We start from the raw sequence: 21,497 nt of genomic DNA, 5'->3' as shown, positions 1-21,497 counted from the left end.
GCCCGTGATGCGCCTGACCGGCCCGCACAGCCAGCCCGTCGAGGTATGCCTCGCAGCCCTTGACTCCCGAACCGACGGGCTGACCAGGGCCGAGGCCGCGCGGCGGCTGGCGCAGCACGGCCCGAACCGGCTGCCCGAGGCGCGGGGCCGCGGCCCCTTGCGTCGGCTTCTGGCTCAGTTCCATAACGTTCTGATCTACGTGCTTCTGGCTGCCGCTGTGGTGACGGGGGTACTTCAGCAGTGGGTCGATACCGGGGTGATTTTGGCCGTGGTGCTGGCCAATGCGGTCATCGGATTCTTGCAGGAGGGCAAGGCCGAGGCGGCGATGGCGGCAATCCGCGGCATGCTCGCGCCCCGTGCCGCCGTCCTGCGCGACGATGCGCGGGTGACGGTGGACGGCGCCGATCTGGTTCCGGGCGACATCGTGCTCCTGGAGGCGGGCGACAGGGTGCCCGCCGACCTGCGCATCCTCGAGGCGCGCGGGCTAGCGGCGCAGGAGGCGATCCTGACCGGCGAATCGGTGCCGGTCGAAAAGGCGTCGGCACCGGTTGCCCCCGAGGCACTTCTGGGCGACCGGCGGTCCATGCTGTGGTCGGGCACGCTCGTCACACAGGGTACGGCGCGCGGGCTGGTGGTGGCCACCGGCCCCGCCACCGAGATAGGCCGCATCGGCGGCTTGTTGGCGGGAGTGGAGCAGGTGACGACACCGCTGGTCGCGCAGATGGACCACTTTGCGCGGTGGTTGTCATTCCTGATCCTCTTGGCCGCGGCTCTCCTGCTCGCCTATGGCTATTATGTCGGGCACCACAACTTTTCCGAGATGTTCATGGTCGTGGTCGGAGTCGCGGTAGCCGCTATTCCCGAAGGCCTGCCTGCGGTAATGACCATTACACTCGCCATCGGCGTGCAGGCCATGGCGCGGCGCAATGCCATTGTTCGCCGTCTGCCTGCGATCGAGGCCATCGGCTCGGTCTCGGTCATCTGCACCGACAAGACCGGTACGCTGACCCGCAACGAGATGGTCGTCGCTGCCGCCGAGACGCCTGAGGGCACCTTCGAGATCACGGGCGAAGGCTATGGGCCGGAAGGCCAAGTCGCGCCCGAGGGCGACCTATCGCGCCTTGCGCGGGCGGCGGAGCTCTGCAACGACGCGGCAATCGTCTATCGTGACGGGCAGTGGAAGGTCGAAGGCGACCCGATGGAGGGAGCTCTCCTGGCTTTCGCGCGCAAGGCAACGAGCGATTCCCGGGCCGGTGCGGGCAGGCTGGACGCGATTCCATTCGATTCCCGCCACCGTTTCATGGCCGTGCTGACCGAGAGCGGGGATGGCCGCGTGATCCATGTAAAGGGCGCGCCGGAGCGGGTGCTGCACATGTGCGGCGACATTGATCCTGCAAAGTGGCTCGGTCGCGCAGATGCCATGGCCAGCCACGGGCTTCGGGTGCTGGCGTTGGCCGAACAGCGGCAGACGGGTGACCGGATAGACCCTGTCGCTCTGGAAGCCGGGCTCAACTTTCTTGGCCTTGTCGGCCTGATCGATCCGCCGCGGCTCGAGGCGATTGCCGCCGTGGCGGAATGCCGTGCGGCGGGAATCCGCGTCAAGATGATCACCGGCGACCACGCCGGCACCGCCGCCGCCATCGCTACTCAGATCGGCCTGGAGAACCCCGGTCGCGTGCTCACCGGCGCCGATCTTGACAAGCTCGACGACGCACAACTGGCGCTGAATGTCACCGGGGTGGATGTTTTTGCCCGCACAAGCCCCGAACACAAGCTGCGCCTTGTCACGGCGCTTCAATTGAACGGGCTGTTGGTCGCCATGACCGGCGACGGGGTGAACGATGCGCCGGCGCTCAAGCGCGCTGATGCGGGCATCGCCATGGGGCTCAAGGGGTCCGAGGCTGCCAAGGAAGCCGCCGATCTGGTGCTGGCCGACGACAACTTCGCCACCATCGCCGCAGCGGTGCGCGAAGGGCGCACCGTCTACGACAACCTCAAGAAGGTGATCAGCTGGACGCTGCCCACCAATGCGGGCGAGTCCCTGACCGTGGTTCTGGCGCTGCTGGCGGGGCTCGCTTTGCCGGTGACGGCGGTGCAGATCCTCTGGATCAATCTGATCACCAGCACCACGCTGGGTATCGCGCTCGCCTTTGAGCCGACCGAGGCCGGCACCATGGCCCGCCCGCCGCGGCCCCGGAACGCGCCGATCCTGTCGGGGGGACTCGTCTGGCACGTGGTGTTGGTCGCGCTTCTGTTCCTGGCAGCGACTTTCGGCATCTTCACCTATGCCATAGACCGGGGCCATTCTCTTGAATTGGCGCAGACCATGGCGATGAACATGCTTGTGGTGCTGGAAATTTTCCACCTCTTCTTCATCCGGAATATCCACAGCACCTCGCTGACCTGGGCGGCGGCGCGTGGGACGAAGGTCGTTTGGATCGTGGTCATCGCCATCACCGCCGCGCAGTTTTCCGTCACCTACCTGCCGCCATTGCAGGCGATCCTTGGCACGCGGCCTGTGCCGGTGTTGGACGGACTGTTGATTGTCGGCGTCGGCGCGGCCTTCTTTGCGTTAGTTGAGATCGAAAAGCAGATACGACTGGCCCTCACTCGATAGAGGGGCGCGAGTTCTGTCAGCCTGCGCGTTCAACCGTATTCATTCTTTGCGCCAAGCCACAACGAGTTCAGTATCAAACCTGCCGCCGGTCTGAACAGACAGCGGGACAGCTACGTCTCACGCATACATCGCAAACGATAGTGCACTCTCGGTGAGAGAGGAACGGCCGTAGCGCCACTGTGACTTTAATCCTTGCACGGATAACGCGAGGCAGGGAGGTGAAACTAAAGCTCGCTCCGCTCGTGGCCATCAGCGTGCCCCCGGTTTTGCAAGCTGATTTTTCGACGTTTCGGCAGGGCTTCAATCGGTCGTGTGTCAGGCCTCGCTAGTGGCATGTCTGACGCCACGGGCCGGTATGCTGTTCGGAAGGCAAGGCCCACATCGGTTCAGAGAGCTATAACGCTCGAGCCCCGGGACTGGGTGTCCTCGCCTTGAACTTTGAAGTCCGTGTCGCTTACTCCGTCGGTCGATCACCTTGCCCTGGCCTTGCGGCCATGCCGTTTCCCCTGTCGTCGCAGACCGGGGTCACGCCATTCTGTAATTCTCTCCTTTTGTGGTCATGGCCCAAATCATGCGCGCCATTTTGTTGGCCAATGCGACTGCCGCCACCATCCTCGGCTTGCGCGCAACGAGATTTGCCAGCCAGCGATTTGTGCTGCCGCCTTTGCGCACGACCCATCGGATCACGCTCATGGCTCCAACGATCAACAGTTTGCGAATGTCGCACTGACCCATCTTGCTTACGGCCCCAAGTCGGGCTTTGCCTCCAGTCGATCTCTGTCGAGGGACCAGGCCCAGCCAGGCGGCAAAGTTTCGCCCGCTCTCGAATGTCTCAAGCTCCGGAGCGAAGGCAGCAATCGCGCCGGCGGTCACCGGACCGATCCCGGGCACGGTGCACAGGCGCCGCAGTTCCTCATCTGTCTTGGATGCGCTTTCGAGATCATCGGCCAGTTGTTCAACGACTTCGGTCAGCTCACGGATCTGTCTCAGGTAGAGAGCGCCCATCTCGCGCACAGGGCCAGGCAGATCGTTTTTGAGGTCGGCCAGAGCCTGTTCCAAAAGCTTCAGGCTTGCCGGACCTTTGGGAGCTATCACGCCAAATTCAGCCAAGTGACCCCTGAGCGCATTGATCAACTGCGTTCGCTGCCGAACAAAGCACTGATGCGTCCTGAAGGCCACTGCGCGCGCCTGTTTCTCAGCGCTCTTCACCGCAACAAAACGCATGCTGGGACGGGATGCGGCTTCGGCGATCGCCTCGGCGTCTGCCCGGTCATTCTTCTGTCGCTTTACGAACGGCTTCACATAGGCTGCCGGGATCAAACGCACCTCATGTCCATGTGACTGGGCAACGCGCCCCCAGTGATGGGACGTCGCACACGCTTCCATCACCACGATGCAGCGGTTCTGTTCCGAGAGCAGCTGGTAAAGCCGTCGCCGCGACACTGACTTGTTGAAAACAACAGCGCCGTCAGCCCTGACACCGCAGACCTGAAAACTGCCTTTGGCAAGATCAATCGCCAATATGGTAATCTCTGACATGGATGCCTCCATCGCTTTGGTTCCTACGAAACCACTTTGGCACATTCGATGCCGTCGGGTGGGGGCATCCACCGCATCAGTTCATTCGCATCGGCATCGAGGTTGCGGAATGCCGCCGACAGGCTGTCGCTACGATGGAAAAGCGGCGCGCCCCCAAGAAACCAGAGTGCGTTCTGTAGTCCTTCAGCCAAAGCCACGAAGCTTTCGCCGCCAAGGACGACGTGGGCATGTTCGAAGCCGAAATAGGCAAGCCGGAAGTGGTAAAGCAGATGATCGAGCGGCTGACCGGCGATGGTGATTCCAAGTTCGTTCATGTTGGTGAAGTCGGACAAGCCCAGGCGACCTGGCTCATGGGTCTGACGGAAGATCACTTCCTGTTCTTCTCCGTTGACAGCCCGCCATGAACGGATACGCCGCTCCATCGTGCGGCGAACGCCTTCGCTCAGTTCTGGGTGGCGGCGCAGCATCTCCTCAAAAATGGCGACGGCACGGATCCCCGGCGCGGCCTTCAAAAGCGGAACAACCTCGGCATCGAAGATGTGTTCGAGTGGATCGGGGCGCCGGCGACCACGCGGCGTCTTCATCACCTGTGTTGGACGCTGCCGGTTCTTCTCGATGCGATATCCGGTAGCTCTGCTGAGCGACGCCTTTGCAGCGGCAACCTCAGTCGTGTGCTCCTGTCGTAACTTCATGAAAAGCCTCATCTGATGATCGGTTACGTGACGACCTGGCACAAAGGGGGTTCTCCGTTCCTCGAAGATCCCAAAGTACCAGCCAACCGTGATCACCAGACCAAAACTCGGCGCGGCGGCGGTGGTGGAACTCCGTTCGGGCTACGCCCTCATTTCGTTCCACAACCGCCGCCGCCGAGTCTCATCTTGATTGACGCTCCGTCTCACCTTGATTGCCGCGCCGCAAGGGAGGTGCGCCATGCGTCATGACCCCGCCAGCGGCGCCATCGTCATCATGCTCAGAAGCCTGAAGATGCATGGCATGGCGCAGGCCGTCGCCGAACTCACCGAACAGGCTGCCCCTGCCTTTGAGGCCGCCATCCCGATCCTGTCGCAACTGCTGAAGGCCGAGACGGCAGAACGGGAGGTCAGATCCACCGCTTATCGGCTCAAGGCAGCCCGCTTCCCCGTCTACCGTGACCTGGCCGGCTTCGACTTCGCCAGCAGCGAGGTCAACGAAGCCCTCGTGCGCCAGCTCCATCGCTGCGAGTTCATGGAGGATGCCAACAACGTCGTGCTTGTCGGAGGTCCAGGCACCGGAAAGACCCACATCGCTACAGCTCTCGGCGTGCAGGCGGTCGAGCATCATCGCAAACGAGTCCGCTTCTTCTCCACCGTCGAGCTCGTCAACGTGCTCGAGCAGGAGAAGGCCCAGGGCAAAGCCGGCCAGATCGCCAATCGGCTTGCCCATTCCGATCTCGTCATCCTCGACGAGCTTGGATACCTGCCCTTCAGCGCATCAGGCGGGGCGCTGCTGTTCCATCTGCTAAGCACGCTCTATGAGCGCACCAGCGTCGTCATCACCACCAATCTCAGCTTCAGCGAGTGGGCTACCGTCTTTGGCGACGCCAAGATGACAACCGCGCTGCTCGATCGGCTGACCCATCACTGCCACATCCTGGAGACTGGAAACGACAGCTTCCGCTTCAAAAACAGTTCCGCCCAGGCCACAACCAAAAGGAAGGAGAAAGCCGCCCCCTTGACCAAAACCTGAGACCCAAACCATACATCAAAGCGGGTCACTTCTCGGCGAAAATCCCGGGTCAGCTCTCAGCGAAAATCAACACTGTGTCGGCAGTCAGATTGCGCACCCGAGGCTCGAAGTCGCGCGCCGTCACCTTGCCGAGGTGATAGCCGAAGTTGCGGATGAGGCCGCGGATTTCGTTCTCGACGTCCTGGAGCTTGTTCCGCAGAAGTTGGCGTGCGGTGAGGATCGTGCGCAGGCGCTGACTGTTCGGCGTCTTGACGTGAACTGGCTTGAACAGACCGACGCCCATCATCTGGGCAATTCCGCGCGCATCGTGCCGGTCGATCTTGTTGAGCTGCGCAGCGAGCGCCGCCTTCATATGCCGGGTCTCGACACAGACAACAGGAATATTGGCTTCCGCCAACCGCCCATAGATATGCTGCGACAACATTCCGGCCTCGAGACCGACACGAACAATCGGGAACCGAAGTGATAAGATATGCTGCGCGATCTCCTCCGGATCGGAAGAGAGCTTTCGTTCGTGCACCACGTGGCCATCGTGATCGACGACGCAAAGATTGACGGTGCGGGCCGAGACATCCAGCCCGATATAGTGGCTTTGAGACATGCCGATTCCCCTTTCGAATCAAGAACCGGCACTTCTCATAACCAATCGTCGGACGGTTTTGTAAACTACGACTATTTCAGTCGCTCAGTGCCGCTCCGGCCGGTCACTCCCGCCATCGATCAGCTCCCGCAATAGAGGATTCGGGAATCGCCGCGACAGCGTGACCGCGTAGAAGGTTTCGCTGAGCTGAGGAAACCGGTCGACCTCGACGAGCCGTCCGCTCGCGAGTTCGTCCTTCACCACGATCGGGGGCACGACGGCGAGTCCAACGCCCTCGCGGGCGAGAAGGCGGATCATTGCCATGTCGTCTATCTCCGCGGCGATGCGAGGGCGGATGTTGAGGCGGTCGAACAACGCGTCGATACCGGACCGGATGCTGCTTTCGACAGTCGGCAGGATGAGCGGTTCACGGGCAAGGAGGTCCCTGAACGTCGCACCCTCGCCGATCCGTTCGGGGATCCCGATGAGGCTCACCGGCTGCTCGGCGATTGCGTGGGATATCCACGGGGTCGCAGCGTCGCGCGGCGGCGATATGTTGGCGAGGACCACGTCGAGCCTCTGCGTCTCGAGATTCTGGAGCAGATCGCCGAGCGCACCCGAGCGGATGACGATCTCGACATCGTCGCGACCGAGCAGCGGACGCAGGAAGCCGATCTGGAAGTTTCTGGAGAGTGTCGCGAGTGACCCGACCCGAAGGACCTGCCGTCGGCCCGATGGTCGTTCGCCTAGCGTGTTCAGGAGCTCGTCGCCGGCGGCGAAGATGGCGTCCGCGTGATCGAGCGCTATGCGGCCCGCTTCAGTGAGGACCAGGGTTCGACCGCGTCGCTCAAACAACGATTGACCCAGTCGTTCCTCAAGCTGCCGGATTTGGGACGAGACCGCGGACTGCGACACGTTCAACCGCTGCGCCGCGCGGGTCAGGTTCCCCTCATGCGCCACCGTGTGGAAATAGCGCAGATGGTGGAAGTTCAACTCGGCCATGTCGTTCACTTAAACAGAATGATAAGCCCAGAACAATGTATTTTTCTTGAGTTTGGGCGCTGCTTACAAGTGGTGTCGTTCTCAACCGCATCGGAAACGACCCGCTCATGCCGTATGTTTTCATCCCCTTGATCGCGCCCGCGGTCTTGCTTTTGGCCGCGGTCGCCGCATTCCTGAACGCCGGCCGGCGTCCGCCGCTCGTCCCGAAGCTCACCGAAGGCGCGGCGCTCGCCGCGCTGACCGCCGCGATCGGATCGGCGGCGCTTGTGATGTGGGAGGGGGCTCACACCGGGCCGCTTCTCGGGTTGGCAGGCATCGGTCTCTCGACCCGGATCGACGTGGTCAGCGCGACCATGCTGGTCCTCGTCGCGTTCGTCGGCTGGATCGTCCTGCGGTATTCGGCGTCCTATCTCGACGGCGAGGCGCGTCAGGGCGCGTTTCTCGGCTGGATGGCGACGACGCTGGCGGCGGTGCTGCTGCTCGTGCAGGCGGGCAACCTGACCCATTTCGTTGCCGCCTGGATCGCGACCGGCCTGTGTCTGCATCGGCTTCTGCTGTTCTATGGCCACCGCGTCCAGGCCATCCGGGCGGCCCGCAAGCAGTTCATAATCGCGCGAATCGGCGACGCGGCGCTCATTGGCGCGGCTGCGCTGCTTTTCGTCGGCTACGGCACGAGCGACATCGCGACCATTCTGGCCGCGGCGCATGACGGGGTCATGCCCGGCGGCGTGATCTGGGCGGCCGGACTGCTCGCGCTCGCCGCGATGCTCAAATCGGCCCAGTTTCCGATCCATGGCTGGCTGACCGAGGTGATGGAGACCCCGACGCCGGTCTCGGCGCTCCTGCATGCTGGCGTCATCAATGGCGGTGGCTTCCTGCTGATCCGCTTCGCCGACGTGATGCTGCTCGCACCAGGCGTGCTTGCGGTACTGGTCATGATCGGCGGCTTCACGGCGCTCCTGGGCGGCCTCGCGATGCTCTCCCAGTCCGCGGTGAAGAACTCGCTCGCCTGGTCGACCATCGCCCAAATGGGCTTCATGATTATGCAGTGTGGGCTGGCCCTGTTCCCGCTGGCGCTTCTGCATATCGTCGCGCATTCGCTCTACAAGGCGCACGCCTTCCTCTCTTCCGGCACGGCGGTCGATCTGGTCGCGGCCATCCGCCGGCCGGGTCCGATCGCGATTCCGAGCGGCCGGGCGGTGATGCGCGCCTTCGCTTTGGCGCTGACGATCTATGCGCTCATCGGTTTCGCCTTCGGGTTCGACGCCAAATCGCCCCAAGCCATCGCGCTCGGCGCCATCCTGATTTTCGGCGTCGCCTACCTGCTTGCGCAGGGCCTCGCGGATGCTGCGCCGCGCATGTTGACCCGGTACACCGCGCTCTACGCGGTCGCCGCCTCGGTCAGTTACTTCGCCTTGCAGACCGGCGCCGAATGGCTGACCGCCGGAACGCTGCCGGCGACGCCCTCGCCCGGACCGCTCGAATGGGCGCTCCTGACGCTCGCCGTGTTCAGCTTCGGCGTCGTCGCCGTGGCGCAGGCCATGTTCCCGCTCTGGGCGGGTCACCCGGCGGCGGCGGGCCTGCGCGTCCATCTGTCCAACGGCCTCTACGCCAACGCCGTTTTCGACCGACTGGTCGGCAACTGGTCCGTCCGCCGGCCGTCCTGACGCCAGAGAAAAGATGTACCCATGACAATCGACACCAAGAGCAAATCCATCGACCTCCCTACGCTCCAGGCCGCGGCAGACGCGGGCGCGCGGCAGATCCCGCCGCTCTGGCCGCTCGCGTCCTCAGTCGCGGTCAATCCCTATCTCGGCCAGACGACGGAGACACTGGCCGAAACCGGCGCTCGACTGGGGCGCGTCGGGGCTGGTCCCGTCACGATGCCGAGGCGTTGGTATCGTGAGCGCATCGCTGACGGCGAGATCATCTATGACGACCTCGCCGCGGCGCTCGAGGCCTCCCCCCATGCCGGCAGACCGGCCGATGTCGCGAAGCTGAAAGCGGCGGCGTCGAAGGATCGGCCGGCGCCGAAACCGCTGCCGACGGTCGCCGATCTTGTCGCCAGGATCGGGGGCACGGATTGGCCCGGGGCGATTGGCGACCGTATCGGCGCCTGGGCGGGCGGCTATTTCGATCGCGGGCAGGCGCTGTGGGCCGCGCCGCGCGGAAAGTCGGCCTGGGCCGCCTGGCGAGCCTATGCGACCCACGACCTGACGCCGGAGATCATGGGCCACGAAGGCTTCGCCGCCTTCGTCGCCGACGCGCCCGAGAACCCGACCGAGGCGATCGCACGCACTGTCGAACGGCTTGGCCTGGGCAGTGCCGCGCTCGACAGTTATTTCCATCAACTCCTGCTCTCGCTCGGCGGCTGGTCGCAATTCGCCCGCTACGAGCTGTGGCGCGCCGAACTGACCGGACGCGACGACAGCACGATCACCGATTTGCTGGCGATCAGGCTGCTTTGGGAAGAGGCGCTGTTCGCGCGGCACGAAGCGGCAATCGGCGACGATTGGGCCAATGTACGGCAGGCTCACGAAGTGCCTGTCGCGCCGGCTGCGGACGACATCGTCGACGAGATCCTGCAGGAAGCGGCCGAACGCGCCGCCCAGCGCCAGCTTGCCGAGACGTTGGCGGAAGAAGGCACGCCGGGCGCCTCTACCGACCGCCCGGCGCTTCAGGCGGCCTTCTGCATCGATGTCCGTTCGGAAGTATTTCGTCGCGCGCTCGAAGCCGTCAATCCGTCGATCCGCACGCTGGGGTTCGCGGGCTTCTTCGGCGTCTTCGCAAAGCACAGGCGCTTCGCGTCGGACATCGAGGAGTTGCGACTTCCCGTTCTGTTCAATCCGACCGTCACCTCGTCTGCCGGCGACGAGCAGGGCAAGGTCGACGATCTTGCCGCGCGCTACAAGGCGCGCGCCAAGCGGGCCTGGCGTCGCTTCAAGCTCGCCGCAGTGTCGTCCTTCGCCTTCGTCGAGGCGATGGGGCCGATCTATATCGGCAAGCTGGTGCGCGACGCGCTCGGTCTGAACTCGATGCCCGTGCCGAACGATCCCGCACCACGCTTCGATCCCGAACTCGATCTCAAAACGCGAACCGGTGCGGCGGAAACTGTCTTACGCGCCATGTCGCTCACCGGCGGTTTCGCACGCATCGTGCTGCTGGCCGGCCATGGCGCGAACGTGGTCAACAATCCGCATGCGAGCGGCCTGCATTGCGGGGCCTGCGGCGGCTATTCAGGTGAGGTCAACGCGCGACTACTGGCACGGCTTCTGAACGATGCGGATGTGCGCAAAGGCCTCGGCGCGCGCGGCATCGTTGTTCCGGGGGACACGCTCTTTGTCGGCGCGCTGCACGACACGACCACGGACACCGTGAGCCTCTATGATCTGGACATGCCCTCAGAAGACCACGCGGCCGATCTCAGGAAGGTCCGGCAGTGGCTGACAGCAGCCGGCAAGGTGGCTCGCGGGGAGCGGGCGCTGCGCCTGCCGCGCATGGCGGATGGGGGCGACATCGCTGGCCGGGCCCGCAACTGGGCCGAGGTGCGCCCCGAATGGGGGCTGGCCGGCTGCAAGGCCTTTATCGCGGCACCGCGCATCCGTACGGCCGGCCGCAGCCTGGAAGGCCGCGCGTTTCTGCACGACTATGATTGGAAGCGGGACAGCGCGAACGGCTTCGGCGTGTTGGAGTTGATCATGACCGCGCCGGTCGTCGTCGCGAGTTGGATCAGCCTGCAATATTACGGCTCGACCGTTGCGCCGAAGACGTTCGGATCGGGCAACAAGCTCTTGCACAATGTCGTCGGCGGCATCGGCGTCGTCGAGGGCAATGGAGGGCCGCTGCGCGCCGGCCTGCCCTGGCAATCAGCGCACGACGGCGAGCGCTATGTGCACGATCCGCTGCGCCTGTCGGTCTGCATAGAGGCGCCGTGCGAGGCGATGAACGACATTCTCGAGCGGCATGAAGGCGTGCGCGCCCTCTTCGACAATCGCTGGCTTCATCTTTTCGCCATGGATGAGGAAGGCCGGCTCGCCTACCGCTATGCGGGCGATCTGGAGTGGGACGCGATCGGCGCCTCGTCCGGGGTTCGCAAGCTGGAGGCGGTCGCGTGACGGCGCCGCAGGCATTGGCGCGGCTCTCGCATCTCGACATGCTCGAGGCCGAGGCCATCCATATCCTGCGCGAGGGGGTCGCCGAGGGACGCAATCCGGTCATGCTGTTCTTGGCCGGCAAGGATTCGACGGTTCTCGCCCACTTGGCGCTCCGCGCCTTCTACCCCGCGCCGCCACCGTTTCCGCTCCTCCATGTCGACTCGACATGGGAGTTCCGTTCGCTCCTTGCCTTCCGCGACGCCTTCGCTGAGCGGCACGGCTTCGAGCTCGTGGTCTACGCCAACGAGGAGGGCCGAGCGGCTGGCCTGAACCCCTTCGACCACGGCGATGCATACACCACCGTCATGCGCATCGACGCCCTGAAGCAGTCGCTCGATCGCGGGAGGCATGACATCGTCTTCGGCGGCGCCCGCCGCGACGAGGAGAAGTCGCGGGCCAAGGAGCGCATCTTCTCGGTGCGCACCGACCAGCAGGGCTGGGACCCGCGCCAGCAACGTCCCGAACTCTGGCGGATATTCAACACGCGTCTGAGCAATGGACAGTCGCTGCGCGTCTTCCCACTATCGAACTGGACCGAGATGGACATCTGGGCCTACGCGCTCTCCCGCGGGATCGAGCTCGCGCCGCTCTATTTCGCGGAGCCGCGGCCGGTGATCGAACGCGACGGCGCTCTGATCGTGGTGGACGAGCTATCGCGCATGCCGCTGCGGCCCGGCGAGCGTATGATGACACGGACGGTCCGCTTCCGCACGCTCGGCTGCTGGCCTGTCACCGCCGCGATCGCGTCCGACGCCGCCAACCTCGCTGCTGTCGTCCACGAGACCCTCAGCGCCGGGACCTCGGAACGCCAGGGCCGGCTGTCCGACCGGGACGGCGCGGGATCGCTCGAACGCCAGAAACGGGAGGGCTACTTCTGATGCCGGTCCCATCAGCGTTCTCCGTCGCAAACAAGCGCGCGGTCCTGGCGACCATGCATGGCAAGGAGCAGGTCATTCGCCCGCTGCTCGAAGGCGGGCTCGGGCTCCGGGTCGTCTTGCCGGACGGGTTCGACACCGACCGGTTCGGCACGTTCAGCCGCGAGATCGAACGGACCGGCACCCAGCTCGATGCGGCGCACGCCAAGATCGAGGCCGCCTTCGAGCACGATCCGGAGGCGCATGTCGCCACCGCCAGCGAGGGCAGCTTTGGACCTCACCCTTTCATTCCTTTCGTGCCGCTCGGCCGCGAGATCGTCGTTCTTCTCGACCGAGATTCCGGTCTTGAGCTGATCGGTCACCACGCTGACCTGTCGACGACCTTTGCTCACCAGACGGTCGAAACCGTTGATGCGGCGGCGGCTTTCGCCCAGCGGATCGGCTTTCCCGGGCAAGGCCTGATCGTCGTCGGTGTCGCCGACGGCAATCCGGTTCCGGGCCGGTACCTCCACAAGGAGGCTCGGACGCTCGGGCAGCTCTCGGCGGCGGTTGGCGAGGCGATCGCGCTGTGTGGCGCGGCGCACGTCGAAACCGACATGCGCGCGCACCGCAACCCCACGCGCATGCGTGCCATCAGGCGCGCGACGATCGATCTCGTGCGCCGCTATCGCAGCCCCTGTCCGCAATGCGCGCAGCCGGGATTCGCTGTTACGGAAAGGCTCGCCGGGTTGCCATGCGCCTGGTGCGGCGAGCCCACGATCGCGCTGCGGACGGAAGTATCTGTATGTGCGGGGTGCGGCCATCGCATCGAAAGGCCCGTCGAAGCGGCGACGGCCGATCCGGGTCAGTGCAACGGCTGCAATCCCTGATGTGAGTTCTTGTTGAGGAGGCCAGCATGGCGACCGATCGGACGCTTGAAGGATATTTGAAAGAGGCGGAGCAGCGCATCGACTGGGTGCTTTCGCATCCGGGCATGAGCGAGTGGCTGAAGCACGCTCTGCAGGGTGCGCGCGACCGCGAGCCTGTGGATGTGCTCAACGACCTCGAAATGCTCGACCATCTGTTGAGGCGGCGGGCCGAGGCACAGATTAATGAAGGTTTGTCCCGGTACTCGGCGCAGACGCCGATCCAAGACTGAAGAGTCCGTCGCAGATTTGCCGCAGGAGCACGCCTTACAATTCAGGCGGTGCGCAAGATAGCGGCCCGTAACTGGATCGCCTAACCTGCGAAATTACGAATACCCCATCTAAAATAGCCGTTCTTAATGAGCGATGCAGCGATTTATGGCTTTTGCGCTTGCGGAATCGGGAAACGGGCGCAACTGATTCGGTCGCCCGACGAAATCGGCCCCGCCCGGACTTTCCGGGCGGGGCGTCGCGGGTTACTCGCCATTGCGGCGGCTGGGGCGGGACCAGATGAGGGAGTAGCCGTCGCCGTCTTCGTCGTCGAAGAGGTTGGCGTAGATCGGGGCGGTGAAGCTCGGATCGTCGAGCTTGAGGCCCAGATAATCGCGGCCCTCGTTCGAGCGCTTGGACCAGGCGGCGCCGATCTCGGCCTTATGCGGAGCACTGCATAACGCCGCATTATGCTGAGAGCGGGATTATGCGGAGTGTTGGCTTGTAAGGGCTGGTTTTCCCCCGGTTTCGGCGGGGTCTGCTCCGCACAATGCCGAGGGTGGAAGCCGGGCGCCCCGTTGTGAGCGGAGCGCCGTTGGTGGGTTCATCGCGACCAGATGAGCTTGTGCTCGCCCTTTTCGCCCTGGACGAGGAAGGCGTAGACGGGGGCTGTGAAGGACGGATCGTCGAGCTTGAGGGAGAGATACTCGGCGCCTGTCTCGCGGGCGGTCTTGCTCCAGCCGGCCCCGAACTCGACGCCATTGGCGGTGACGCGGTGGTCGGGCGCCTTGTCGTTGTCGCGGTCGCAGGGCTTGATGGTGGCCTTGACGTTGAGGGTGAGGGTCTTGATCGTCCCGGCGTAGGCGCCGTTCTCGTCGCGGGTGAAGATGCCGATCTGAGCCATTGTCGTATCTCCTGAAGGTTGCCCGAAGCCGCCCGATGCGGCCTCGATGGCGGTCGAGAGGCGACGGGGCGGACGGCTGCATCCGAAGGGCCGCAGCGTGAGCGGAGGACGGCGGAGCCGTTGCAGGCCAAGGCCGGGCCGACGCCAGACCAGCCCAGAAGAGAGGCCGTAGGGGGGCAGCAGTATCGGTAGAGAACGCTCGGGCGCAACCGCCTCGTGCGGCATCATCCCCATTGGGCGGCGCTGTGCGCGATTTGCAATCGCGACGGGCCCAGTGACCCGACACGGCTTTCTCGATCGAAAGCGGAAACGGTCGTGGCAGGAAGCGGGGTGGGCTGACGATGCACGTGTGCTCCAGCGCCTGCTGCAATCACAGCACACGGCTGTCATATGCCCAGTGCAGCAGCGCCTGGCGCTGGCGCGGGCGACACCATCGGTCACCAGGATCGCAGGCCCGGTGCAGCTGCGCGATATGGCGGCGAATGGCCTTCCAGCGGCCGATCTGCCGCTCATCCTCGCCGGGCATCCTGCGCCCGTGATAATAGCGGCAGTACCATTGGAACCAGCCACGCGGATCGTCTGGATGGATCCAGCCCTTGGCACGCCAGACGCTGAGCGGTTGGCTCGCGTCCACGCCGAACCAGTTGAGCGAGGGGTCGCGCCACTTCGGCGACAGCTTGGCCTCGGCGAACCACCCTTCGGGGAATTCGCCGCGGCAGTCGGTCATGTACTTGCCGCCGAACACGCCGAGCGCCAGCATTTCCGCCGGGGAGAGGTCGGGTCGGAATTCGGGATGGAAGTCGCGGCCCATCGGCGCCACCAGGGCATAGCGGTACCGCTGCTGCATCCGGTCGTCCACCACAATCCAGCGCGGCGTCATAGGGTGCCTTTCGCCACATGTGGCGCGGGGTTGCGCCGCCAGATGGAGAAGTTGAGGGCGGAGGCGAAGCTCACCCACGCCAGGTACGGGACGAGCAGCCACGCCGCGACCGGGCTGATGGGGTGGAACAGCACGATCATAGCGAAGATCGAGGCCCAGACCATCGCGATCTCGATCATCGCCAGGTCAGGTCGGCGCAACCCGAAGAAGATCGGGGTCCACGCTGCGTTGAGGATGAGCTGGATCGCATAGACGCTGAGCGGCAGCACGGCCGCCGCGAACCCCGCCTCGCGCCAGACGAGCCAGCCCGACAGCGCGATCATCGCATAGAGTGTCGTCCACACGGGCGCAAACAGCCAATCCGGCGGCCGCCAGCGAGGCTTGTCGAGCTGCCTGTACCACTTACCGGGGCGGAAGATGATGCCGGTCGCCGCGGCGCCGAAGCTCACACCCGCGAAGGCGATCAGCATGAGGAGGGAAAATGCGTCCATGGAACACCAAAGTGGAGGGCGCCGCCTGCAGATCAAGCGGCCCCCTCCGATAGGCTACCGGTTTCGCTGCGTGGCGAGTTCGCCGGACCCCAGTGCGGAGAACAGCGGAATGAACTGCCAGGCCGCGGACAACCCCACCAGGATGTAGACGATCTTGGAGAGCGCCGAGCCCGCGCCGAAGATCGCGGCGACAAGGTCGAAGCTTAACAGGCCGACCAGCCCCCAATTTAACCCACCCACAATAACGAGGATGAGCGTCAGAATATTGATAAACTTCATGATTCTTCTCCGAGGTTCGCGCTGGGCGTCAGTCTTCCTGCAGCAGGATCACCTTGTCGATGACATGGATGACGCCGTTCGAGGCCGCGATATCGGCGTTGATGACTTCGGCATCGTTCACCTTGACCGACTGGCCATTGACCTCGACGTCGATCATCTTGCCGTTCACGGTTTTGGCCTCATCGATTCCCGCCACGTCCGCCGCCCTCACCATGCCGGGGACGACATGGTAGGTCAGGATGGCGGTGAGCTGCTCCTTGTTCTCCGGCTTCAGCAGGTCCTCCACCGTGCTGGCCGGCAGCTTGGCGAACGCCTCGTCCGTGGGAGCAAAGACCGTAAATGGCCCAGCGCCCTTCAGGGTGGACACGAGGCCGGCTGCTTCGAGAGCGACGGCGAGCGTCTTGAACTGACCCGCTTCTAGGGCAGTGTCGATGATGTCTTTCTCCGCGGCGAAAGCGCCGAGGCCGCCGGCAAGGCCGATCGCGGCTGCGAGAATGGTTGTCTTCAGTTTCATGGGATGGCTCCACTTGTTGACCCGTAAGCCCGATGCAACAGGTACGGATTATCATGTGGTGAAAATAGGCTTTCCTACCAGTCATATTTTCGTGAAAGTTATTTTGTTTTTCATTAAGAGAAAATATGGCTAGAGTGGCTTTCACAGGACGAAAAGGAAGTTTGCCGACATGCTTTCCGATACGCTCACCAACGAACTCCAGCGCTATGCGATCGGTCCCCGCATCAAGACGCTGCGCCTCAAGAAAAAGCTCGGCCTGGTGCAGCTCGGCGCCCATACCGGGCTTTCGTCGGCCATGCTGTCCAAGATCGAGCGGGGCCAGCTCTTCCCCACTCTACCGACCCTGCTCAGGATCGCGATGGTTTTCGGCGTCGGACTCGACCATTTCTTCATGCCGGACAAGGACAAGCCGCTCGTCGCGGTGGTGCGGAAGGACGAGCGGATCAGGCTTCCCGCGCCACCGGGCGGGGAGCCGCCCGCTTGGCTGTTTGAAAGCCTGGACTATCCGGTAACCGACCGCCAGATGGAGGCGTTCTATGCCGAATTCCCGACCGACGCGCCGCCATCGGAGCCGCACCGGCATGGCTGCGCGGAGTTCATCTACGTGCTGAGCGGACGCCTCGTCGTCGACGTGGACGGGGAGGTAAGGGTGCTCGATGCCGGTGACGCGATGTATTTCGATTCAAGCGTGCCCCACAGCTACCGCCGCGAGGGTACCGTCGTGTGCACGTCGCTGGTGGTGACCATGCCCTAGTGGTCCGACTCTAACGCTTGCATCCCAAAACCGTATCTTGCACCGCTACACATTGGTCAGCGAAGCTCGTCCGGAACCGGCTTGTCGTCCGCAGCCTGATCCCATGCGTGTGCGGCGATCGACCAGCGTCCGTCCGATTTGACCAGCAGGTAACCGCTGATGTCGTGGTTCACGTCCTCGCCGTTCTCTAGCAATTCTGACATGGCAAGCACCACTGCCACGTTGCCGAACCGAAGGATCTTCATGCCGCGGGTATGTTCCTCAAACGAGTGGAGGTTCTTTCGTGCTACAGTCTCCATACGCTCAATGAACGCCTCCAGCGACCTCGCTGTGACGGGCCGCGCGGCGCCCAACAGGATGGCGTCGTCCAGGAAGTCCGCCCGAAAGCGGTCCCAGTCGGGCGCCGATTCGCTTCCCCATCTCATGGCCTCGAAATGCGCCCCGATGAGCGCACGAATCTCCGCTTCATCATCCATGTCATTTTCCCCCTGTTAAGATTTGCGCCGGAGCTCTCGGACTCGCTTCGCCGTTATTTGGCAGTTTCCAGTGCCTGAAAACCTCGGTTTCTTGCCGCAATGATTTCATCCGGATCGGCCCTCCATACGATAGGCCTTGCCGCGGTTGCGTTGTGCTCCTCGATGAAGCGGTTGATGGCGGCCTGGAGATCGACCAGCGAGTGAAAGATCCCGCGCTTCAAGCGCCGTCGGGTCAGCTTGGCGAAGAACCCCTCTACAGCGTTCAGCCAGGAACTCGATGTGGGTGTGAAATGGAAGGTCCAGCGCGGGTGGCGGGCGAGCCAGCGCCGAACCGCCGGGGTCTTGTGCGAGGCGACGTTGTCGAGAACGACATGCACCGCTTTGTCCGCTGGCATCTCGCGGTTGAGCGCATTCAGGAACCGGAGAAATTCCTGCTGCCGGTGACGGGCCATGTTTCGGCCGAACACTTCGCCGGTCAACACGTTCAGCGCCGCGAACAGCGTCGTCGTCCCGTTACGCTTATAGTCGTGAGTCATGGTGCCGAGGCGCCCCTGCTTCATAGGCAGGCCGGGTTGGGTGCGATCGAGCGCCTGTATCTGGGACTTTTCATCGACCGAAAGAACCACCGCGTGCGCCGGCGGGTTCACATAAAGTCCGACGACATCGTACAGTTTCTTCGCGAACTCGGGGTCTTTGGATAGTTTGAACGTCCGCCAGCGATGCGGCGCCAGCCCATGGACCTTCCAGATATTCTGCACCGTCGAGACCGCCAGCCCGACCGCCACTAGGCCGTTCCCGTCGCGACAAATTTCTCTTTGAACTCGTTTGCCGGCAGAGGTTTGCCGAAAAGGTATCCCTGCGCCTCCGCGCAATTGTGCTGCTTCAGGAAATCCAGTTGCGCCTCGGTTTCGACGCCCTCCGCGATCACATCCATACCAAAGCTTCTGGCGAGATAGAGAACCGCGTTGACGACGGCCGCATCCTTGAGGTTCGTATTCACATCCCCCACGAACGATCGATCGATCTTCAAGCGGGTGACGGGATAGCGCTTGAGCAGACTAAGTGAGGCAAAGCCGGTCCCATAATCGTCGAAGGCAAGACCAACGCCCAGGGCGCGCAAGTCCTGCAGAAGCTGCGAGGTCGTGGAATCGTTTTGCAGCAGTATGTTTTCCACGATCTCCAGCTCGAGAGCCGCCGGTGGAAGTCCGGATTCCTCCAGCACCTCTCGAACGCTGGTCAACAAGCGCCCGGAGCGGAACTGCGCCTCGAACAGGTTCACGCTCATCCGAAAATCCGGAACGACGGCCCGCCATTCCGCCGCTTGCCGGCACGACGTGCGCAACACCCACTCTCCGACGGCGGCAGCGGATGGCTTCTGGCTGAGCACGCCCATGAAAGAGACAGGAGACAGCAGTCCGCGTTGCGGATGGTTCCAGCGCATCAGAGCTTCAGCGCCCATCAACCGCCGGTCCACGGTGGAAACCTGGGGCTGGTAGAACAGCTCGAACTCCCCGTTCTCGAAGGCCAGCCGCAGTTCGCGCTCAAACTCGCGACGCGCAACGGCCACCTGGCGAAGCTCAGGTTCAAAGAGTTCGTGGCGCCCCCTGCCTGCGGCCTTTGCCCGGTAAAGCGCCAGATCGGCGGCGCCGAGCAGCTCTTCAGGCCGCGCGCCATGCTGCGGGCCGAGCGCCAAGCCGATGCTCGCGCCGACCTCGCACCGTTGGCCGGCGAAATCGTAGGGTTCGGAGATTGCCGACACCAACAGGCCGGCGACAGCCTTGGCTTGACGCTCGTCATTGCCGGGCAACAGCGCCGCGAACTCGTCACCGCCCAGGCGGGCGATCGTGATCGCCATGCCGCAGACCGCGGTGAGCCGGGCGGCCACATCCCTGAGTATCGAGTCGCCCGCCGAATGGCCGAGTGTGTCGTTCACGGTCTTGAAGCCATCAAGGTTCAAGAGAAGAACGGTGACCGGCTTCTCGGCAGCCATCGTCTTGTCCAGGCATTCCCGCCACGCCGGTCGGTTGGGTAAATCGGTCAGAGCGTCAATTGAAGCCAGGCGGAACAGGCGCTCCTCGCTTTGCCGCCGTTCGGTAATGTCGCGGACGATGGCGCCGAAGCTGGTGGTGTTGCCCTCCTGCCAGGTCGACAACGAGAATTCGGCTGGGAACTCGCTGCCATCCTTGCGCCGGCCCGAGAGCTCTATCGTGCGATCGGCAAGTTCCATCTGCTCGCCCTTGCGCAGGTGGTCGAGTTTGGAGTTATAAATCGCGCGGCAGCTGTCCGGCACGATAATCTCCGAACTCTGATCGATCGCTTCGTCCGCCGTATACCCGAAAAGCCTCTCGGCGGACCGGTTCCAGAAGGTGATTTTCGCCCCCGCGTTGGAGCAGACGATCGCATCAGGAGACGTGGCGGCGATGTTCTCGAAACGAGCCTGGCTTATCGTTCGAACATACTCAAGCCGCCGGACCTCCATACGGTCCATGACAAGTACCGAAAGGTCGGTCAGGTTCTTGCGATCCTCGGCGGTAAAGACTTTCCTCGGCTTGGTGCCGATCAGGCAAATCGTGCCGATCTTCTCGCCAGTGCGTGTCGCCAGAGGTCTGCCGGCGTAGAAGCGGATGAAGGGCGGCCCCAGCACCAGGGGATTCGATGAAAACCGTGAATCCTTGATAGCGTCGGGAATGAAAAGGATATCGTCGCAGACGATGGCATGGGCGCAGAACGAGACCTCCCTGCTGGTCCCGCAAACGTCGAAACCGACATTGGCCTTGAAGAACTGCCGATCGCGATCCAGCAATGAGACCAGGACGATCGGCACATTGAACAATCGTGATGTCAAGCCCACCAGCCGATCAAAATCCTCCTCTGGCGGGGTATCCATGAGATGGTACTCCGCCAGCGCTTTGAGGCGGTCCTCCTCGTCGGTTGGTATCGGGTAAGGAGCAGCCAAGACTTGTCGTTCCATTCTCAGTGCGCAGCGAACGGGTCCATTTTCCCAGACTGGTGTTAATTTCTTGCTACAAAGAAGGCCTCGCCTGTGAGCAACTCGGCAAGGATTGGCTGCAGAGTATCCGCGCAAATCAGCCCACGCTGATTGTCTGATCGCGATCATTTCGAACCCGTAGTCAAACTGGCCTGCAAAACAGGAACACTCGTTGCGCAGGATCTCGTTGGCTTTCTCAGTTCGCAGTTCTCCAACGCCAGCCCTTCAGCTTTTGGTGGCCCGCAGGCGCACCTCCGACTCAAACCCGCGCGCATGGCGAGAGAAGCTAGCTCGTGATCTCGCGAGGTGATCGAGCACCGTCAGATGGCTACTTCGAGCGAATGTCGGTATCGGTGGTTGCGAGCCCCCGCAACCAGCGATAACAGGCTGAACAAGATCGGACTGACGTGCTCCCCGTTTTGTCCCCGCCTATAAGTTAGCCCTGTTCGGTAAGCATCCGTAAGCGGCAAGGAGACCTTTCACTTACCCATAAGTTGGGTTGGGCTTAGCTTTGGGGTTTGGAAACCTATGACAAGGTCGGCAAGGCGAGAGAAGCCGCGCCATATGACGGTTGTTCCTGGTGGATCATCCCCAGCACGGTTG

General features: G+C 63.4%; 18 protein-coding genes and 3 pseudogenes. 8 read left to right on the top strand and 13 right to left on the bottom strand.

All coding sequences use genetic code 11. From position 1 onward, the window contains the following. Window positions 1-7: 7 nt before the first annotated feature. A complete protein-coding gene (locus N1058_RS22245) occupies window positions 8-2,617 on the top strand; it encodes a cation-transporting P-type ATPase (RefSeq protein ID WP_265519801.1) in 2,610 nt (869 codons plus the stop codon). Window positions 2,618-3,142: 525 nt separating this feature from the next. Here the strand turns inward: N1058_RS22245 and N1058_RS22240 are convergent. Then, on the bottom strand, window positions 3,143-4,156 hold the full coding sequence (locus N1058_RS22240) for an IS110 family RNA-guided transposase (protein WP_265519779.1): 1,014 nt from the start codon (window positions 4,154-4,156) through the stop codon (window positions 3,143-3,145). 74 nt (window positions 4,157-4,230) lie between these two features. Next, window positions 4,231-4,890 (bottom strand): annotated as a pseudogene (locus N1058_RS22235) (IS21 family transposase); the annotation flags it as partial. A gap of 196 nt (window positions 4,891-5,086) precedes the next feature. Here N1058_RS22235 and istB point away from each other — a divergent pair. Beyond that, window positions 5,087-5,881, top strand: a complete 795-nt coding sequence (gene istB, locus N1058_RS22230) for an IS21-like element helper ATPase IstB (protein WP_265519778.1) — start codon at window positions 5,087-5,089, stop codon at window positions 5,879-5,881. Between the two features lie 49 nt (window positions 5,882-5,930). On the opposite strand, the gene N1058_RS22225 is transcribed toward istB, so the two are convergent. Further along, on the bottom strand, window positions 5,931-6,482 hold the full coding sequence (locus tag N1058_RS22225; RefSeq protein WP_265519777.1) for an IS110 family transposase: 552 nt from the start codon (window positions 6,480-6,482) through the stop codon (window positions 5,931-5,933). An 84-nt stretch (window positions 6,483-6,566) separates the two neighbouring features. Beyond that, window positions 6,567-7,463, bottom strand: coding sequence for a LysR family transcriptional regulator (locus tag N1058_RS22220; protein ID WP_265519776.1), 897 nt, complete (start codon window positions 7,461-7,463; stop codon window positions 6,567-6,569). 107 nt (window positions 7,464-7,570) lie between these two features. On the opposite strand from N1058_RS22220, the gene N1058_RS22215 reads away from it, so the two are divergent. From N1058_RS22215 to N1058_RS22195, 5 genes are read left to right on the top strand one after another with little or no spacing between them, the layout of a single operon-like run. After that, the gene (locus N1058_RS22215; RefSeq protein ID WP_265519775.1) at window positions 7,571-9,130 is read left to right on the top strand and encodes a proton-conducting transporter transmembrane domain-containing protein; all 1,560 of its coding nucleotides are present in this window, start codon (window positions 7,571-7,573) and stop codon (window positions 9,128-9,130) included. 21 nt (window positions 9,131-9,151) lie between these two features. Beyond that, complete coding sequence (locus tag N1058_RS22210; RefSeq protein ID WP_265519774.1) at window positions 9,152-11,578, top strand: YbcC family protein; 2,427 nt, start codon at window positions 9,152-9,154, stop codon at window positions 11,576-11,578. Continuing rightward, window positions 11,575-12,495: a sulfate adenylyltransferase subunit CysD gene (gene cysD, locus N1058_RS22205; RefSeq protein ID WP_420848030.1), complete on the top strand. Its 921-nt coding sequence runs from the start codon at window positions 11,575-11,577 to the stop codon at window positions 12,493-12,495. The genes N1058_RS22210 and cysD overlap by 4 nt, the downstream gene beginning before the upstream one ends. Then, on the top strand, window positions 12,495-13,361 hold the full coding sequence (locus N1058_RS22200; protein ID WP_265519773.1) for a DUF6671 family protein: 867 nt from the start codon (window positions 12,495-12,497) through the stop codon (window positions 13,359-13,361). Before cysD ends, N1058_RS22200 begins: the two co-directional genes overlap by 1 nt. Window positions 13,362-13,387: 26 nt before the next feature. Beyond that, window positions 13,388-13,630 carry a hypothetical protein gene (locus N1058_RS22195; protein ID WP_265519772.1) on the top strand — a complete coding sequence of 81 codons (243 nt, stop codon included), beginning with the start codon at window positions 13,388-13,390 and terminating at the stop codon, window positions 13,628-13,630. A 243-nt stretch (window positions 13,631-13,873) separates the two neighbouring features. On the opposite strand, the pseudogene N1058_RS22190 reads toward N1058_RS22195, so the two are convergent. The 6 genes and pseudogenes from N1058_RS22190 to N1058_RS22165 form a co-directional block, all read right to left on the bottom strand. Next, a pseudogene (locus N1058_RS22190) lies at window positions 13,874-14,050 on the bottom strand (DUF736 domain-containing protein); the annotation flags it as partial. A gap of 161 nt (window positions 14,051-14,211) precedes the next feature. Beyond that, on the bottom strand, window positions 14,212-14,511 hold the full coding sequence (locus N1058_RS22185) for a DUF736 domain-containing protein (protein ID WP_265519771.1): 300 nt from the start codon (window positions 14,509-14,511) through the stop codon (window positions 14,212-14,214). A gap of 370 nt (window positions 14,512-14,881) precedes the next feature. Next, window positions 14,882-15,391 (bottom strand): hypothetical protein, encoded by a 510-nt coding sequence (locus N1058_RS22180; protein WP_265519770.1) that lies wholly within the window; start codon window positions 15,389-15,391, stop codon window positions 14,882-14,884. Beyond that, window positions 15,388-15,882, bottom strand: a complete 495-nt coding sequence (locus N1058_RS22175; protein WP_265519769.1) for a TspO/MBR family protein — start codon at window positions 15,880-15,882, stop codon at window positions 15,388-15,390. The genes N1058_RS22180 and N1058_RS22175 overlap by 4 nt, the downstream gene beginning before the upstream one ends. Before the next feature lie 54 nt (window positions 15,883-15,936). Next, entirely contained in the window at window positions 15,937-16,161 is a 225-nt protein-coding gene (locus N1058_RS22170) for a DUF378 domain-containing protein (protein ID WP_265519768.1), read from the bottom strand. 28 nt (window positions 16,162-16,189) lie between these two features. Further along, complete coding sequence (locus tag N1058_RS22165) at window positions 16,190-16,675, bottom strand: fasciclin domain-containing protein (RefSeq protein WP_265519767.1); 486 nt, start codon at window positions 16,673-16,675, stop codon at window positions 16,190-16,192. 169 nt (window positions 16,676-16,844) lie between these two features. Here N1058_RS22165 and N1058_RS22160 point away from each other — a divergent pair, with 169 nt between their 5' ends. Continuing rightward, window positions 16,845-17,429 (top strand): helix-turn-helix domain-containing protein, encoded by a 585-nt coding sequence (locus N1058_RS22160; RefSeq protein WP_265519766.1) that lies wholly within the window; start codon window positions 16,845-16,847, stop codon window positions 17,427-17,429. 56 nt (window positions 17,430-17,485) lie between these two features. Here the strand turns inward: N1058_RS22160 and N1058_RS22155 are convergent, their stop codons facing one another. The 3 genes and pseudogenes from N1058_RS22155 to N1058_RS22145 all read right to left on the bottom strand — a co-directional run bounded on the left by N1058_RS22155 (window position 17,486) and on the right by N1058_RS22145 (window position 20,792). Next, a complete protein-coding gene (locus N1058_RS22155; RefSeq protein ID WP_265519765.1) occupies window positions 17,486-17,905 on the bottom strand; it encodes a nuclear transport factor 2 family protein in 420 nt (139 codons plus the stop codon). 53 nt (window positions 17,906-17,958) lie between these two features. Beyond that, a pseudogene (locus N1058_RS22150) lies at window positions 17,959-18,687 on the bottom strand (IS630 family transposase); the annotation flags it as partial. Window positions 18,688-18,689: 2 nt separating this feature from the next. Continuing rightward, a complete protein-coding gene (locus tag N1058_RS22145) occupies window positions 18,690-20,792 on the bottom strand; it encodes a putative bifunctional diguanylate cyclase/phosphodiesterase (protein ID WP_265519764.1) in 2,103 nt (700 codons plus the stop codon). Between the last annotated feature and the right edge of the window lie 705 nt (window positions 20,793-21,497).

This window comes from Nitratireductor luteus (assembly GCF_026162365.1).
Taxonomy (GTDB): Bacteria; Pseudomonadota; Alphaproteobacteria; order Rhizobiales; family Rhizobiaceae; genus Chelativorans; species Chelativorans luteus.
The sequence above is the reverse complement of the archived record's forward strand: the minus strand, read 5'-3'. Positions and strand labels throughout refer to the sequence as shown.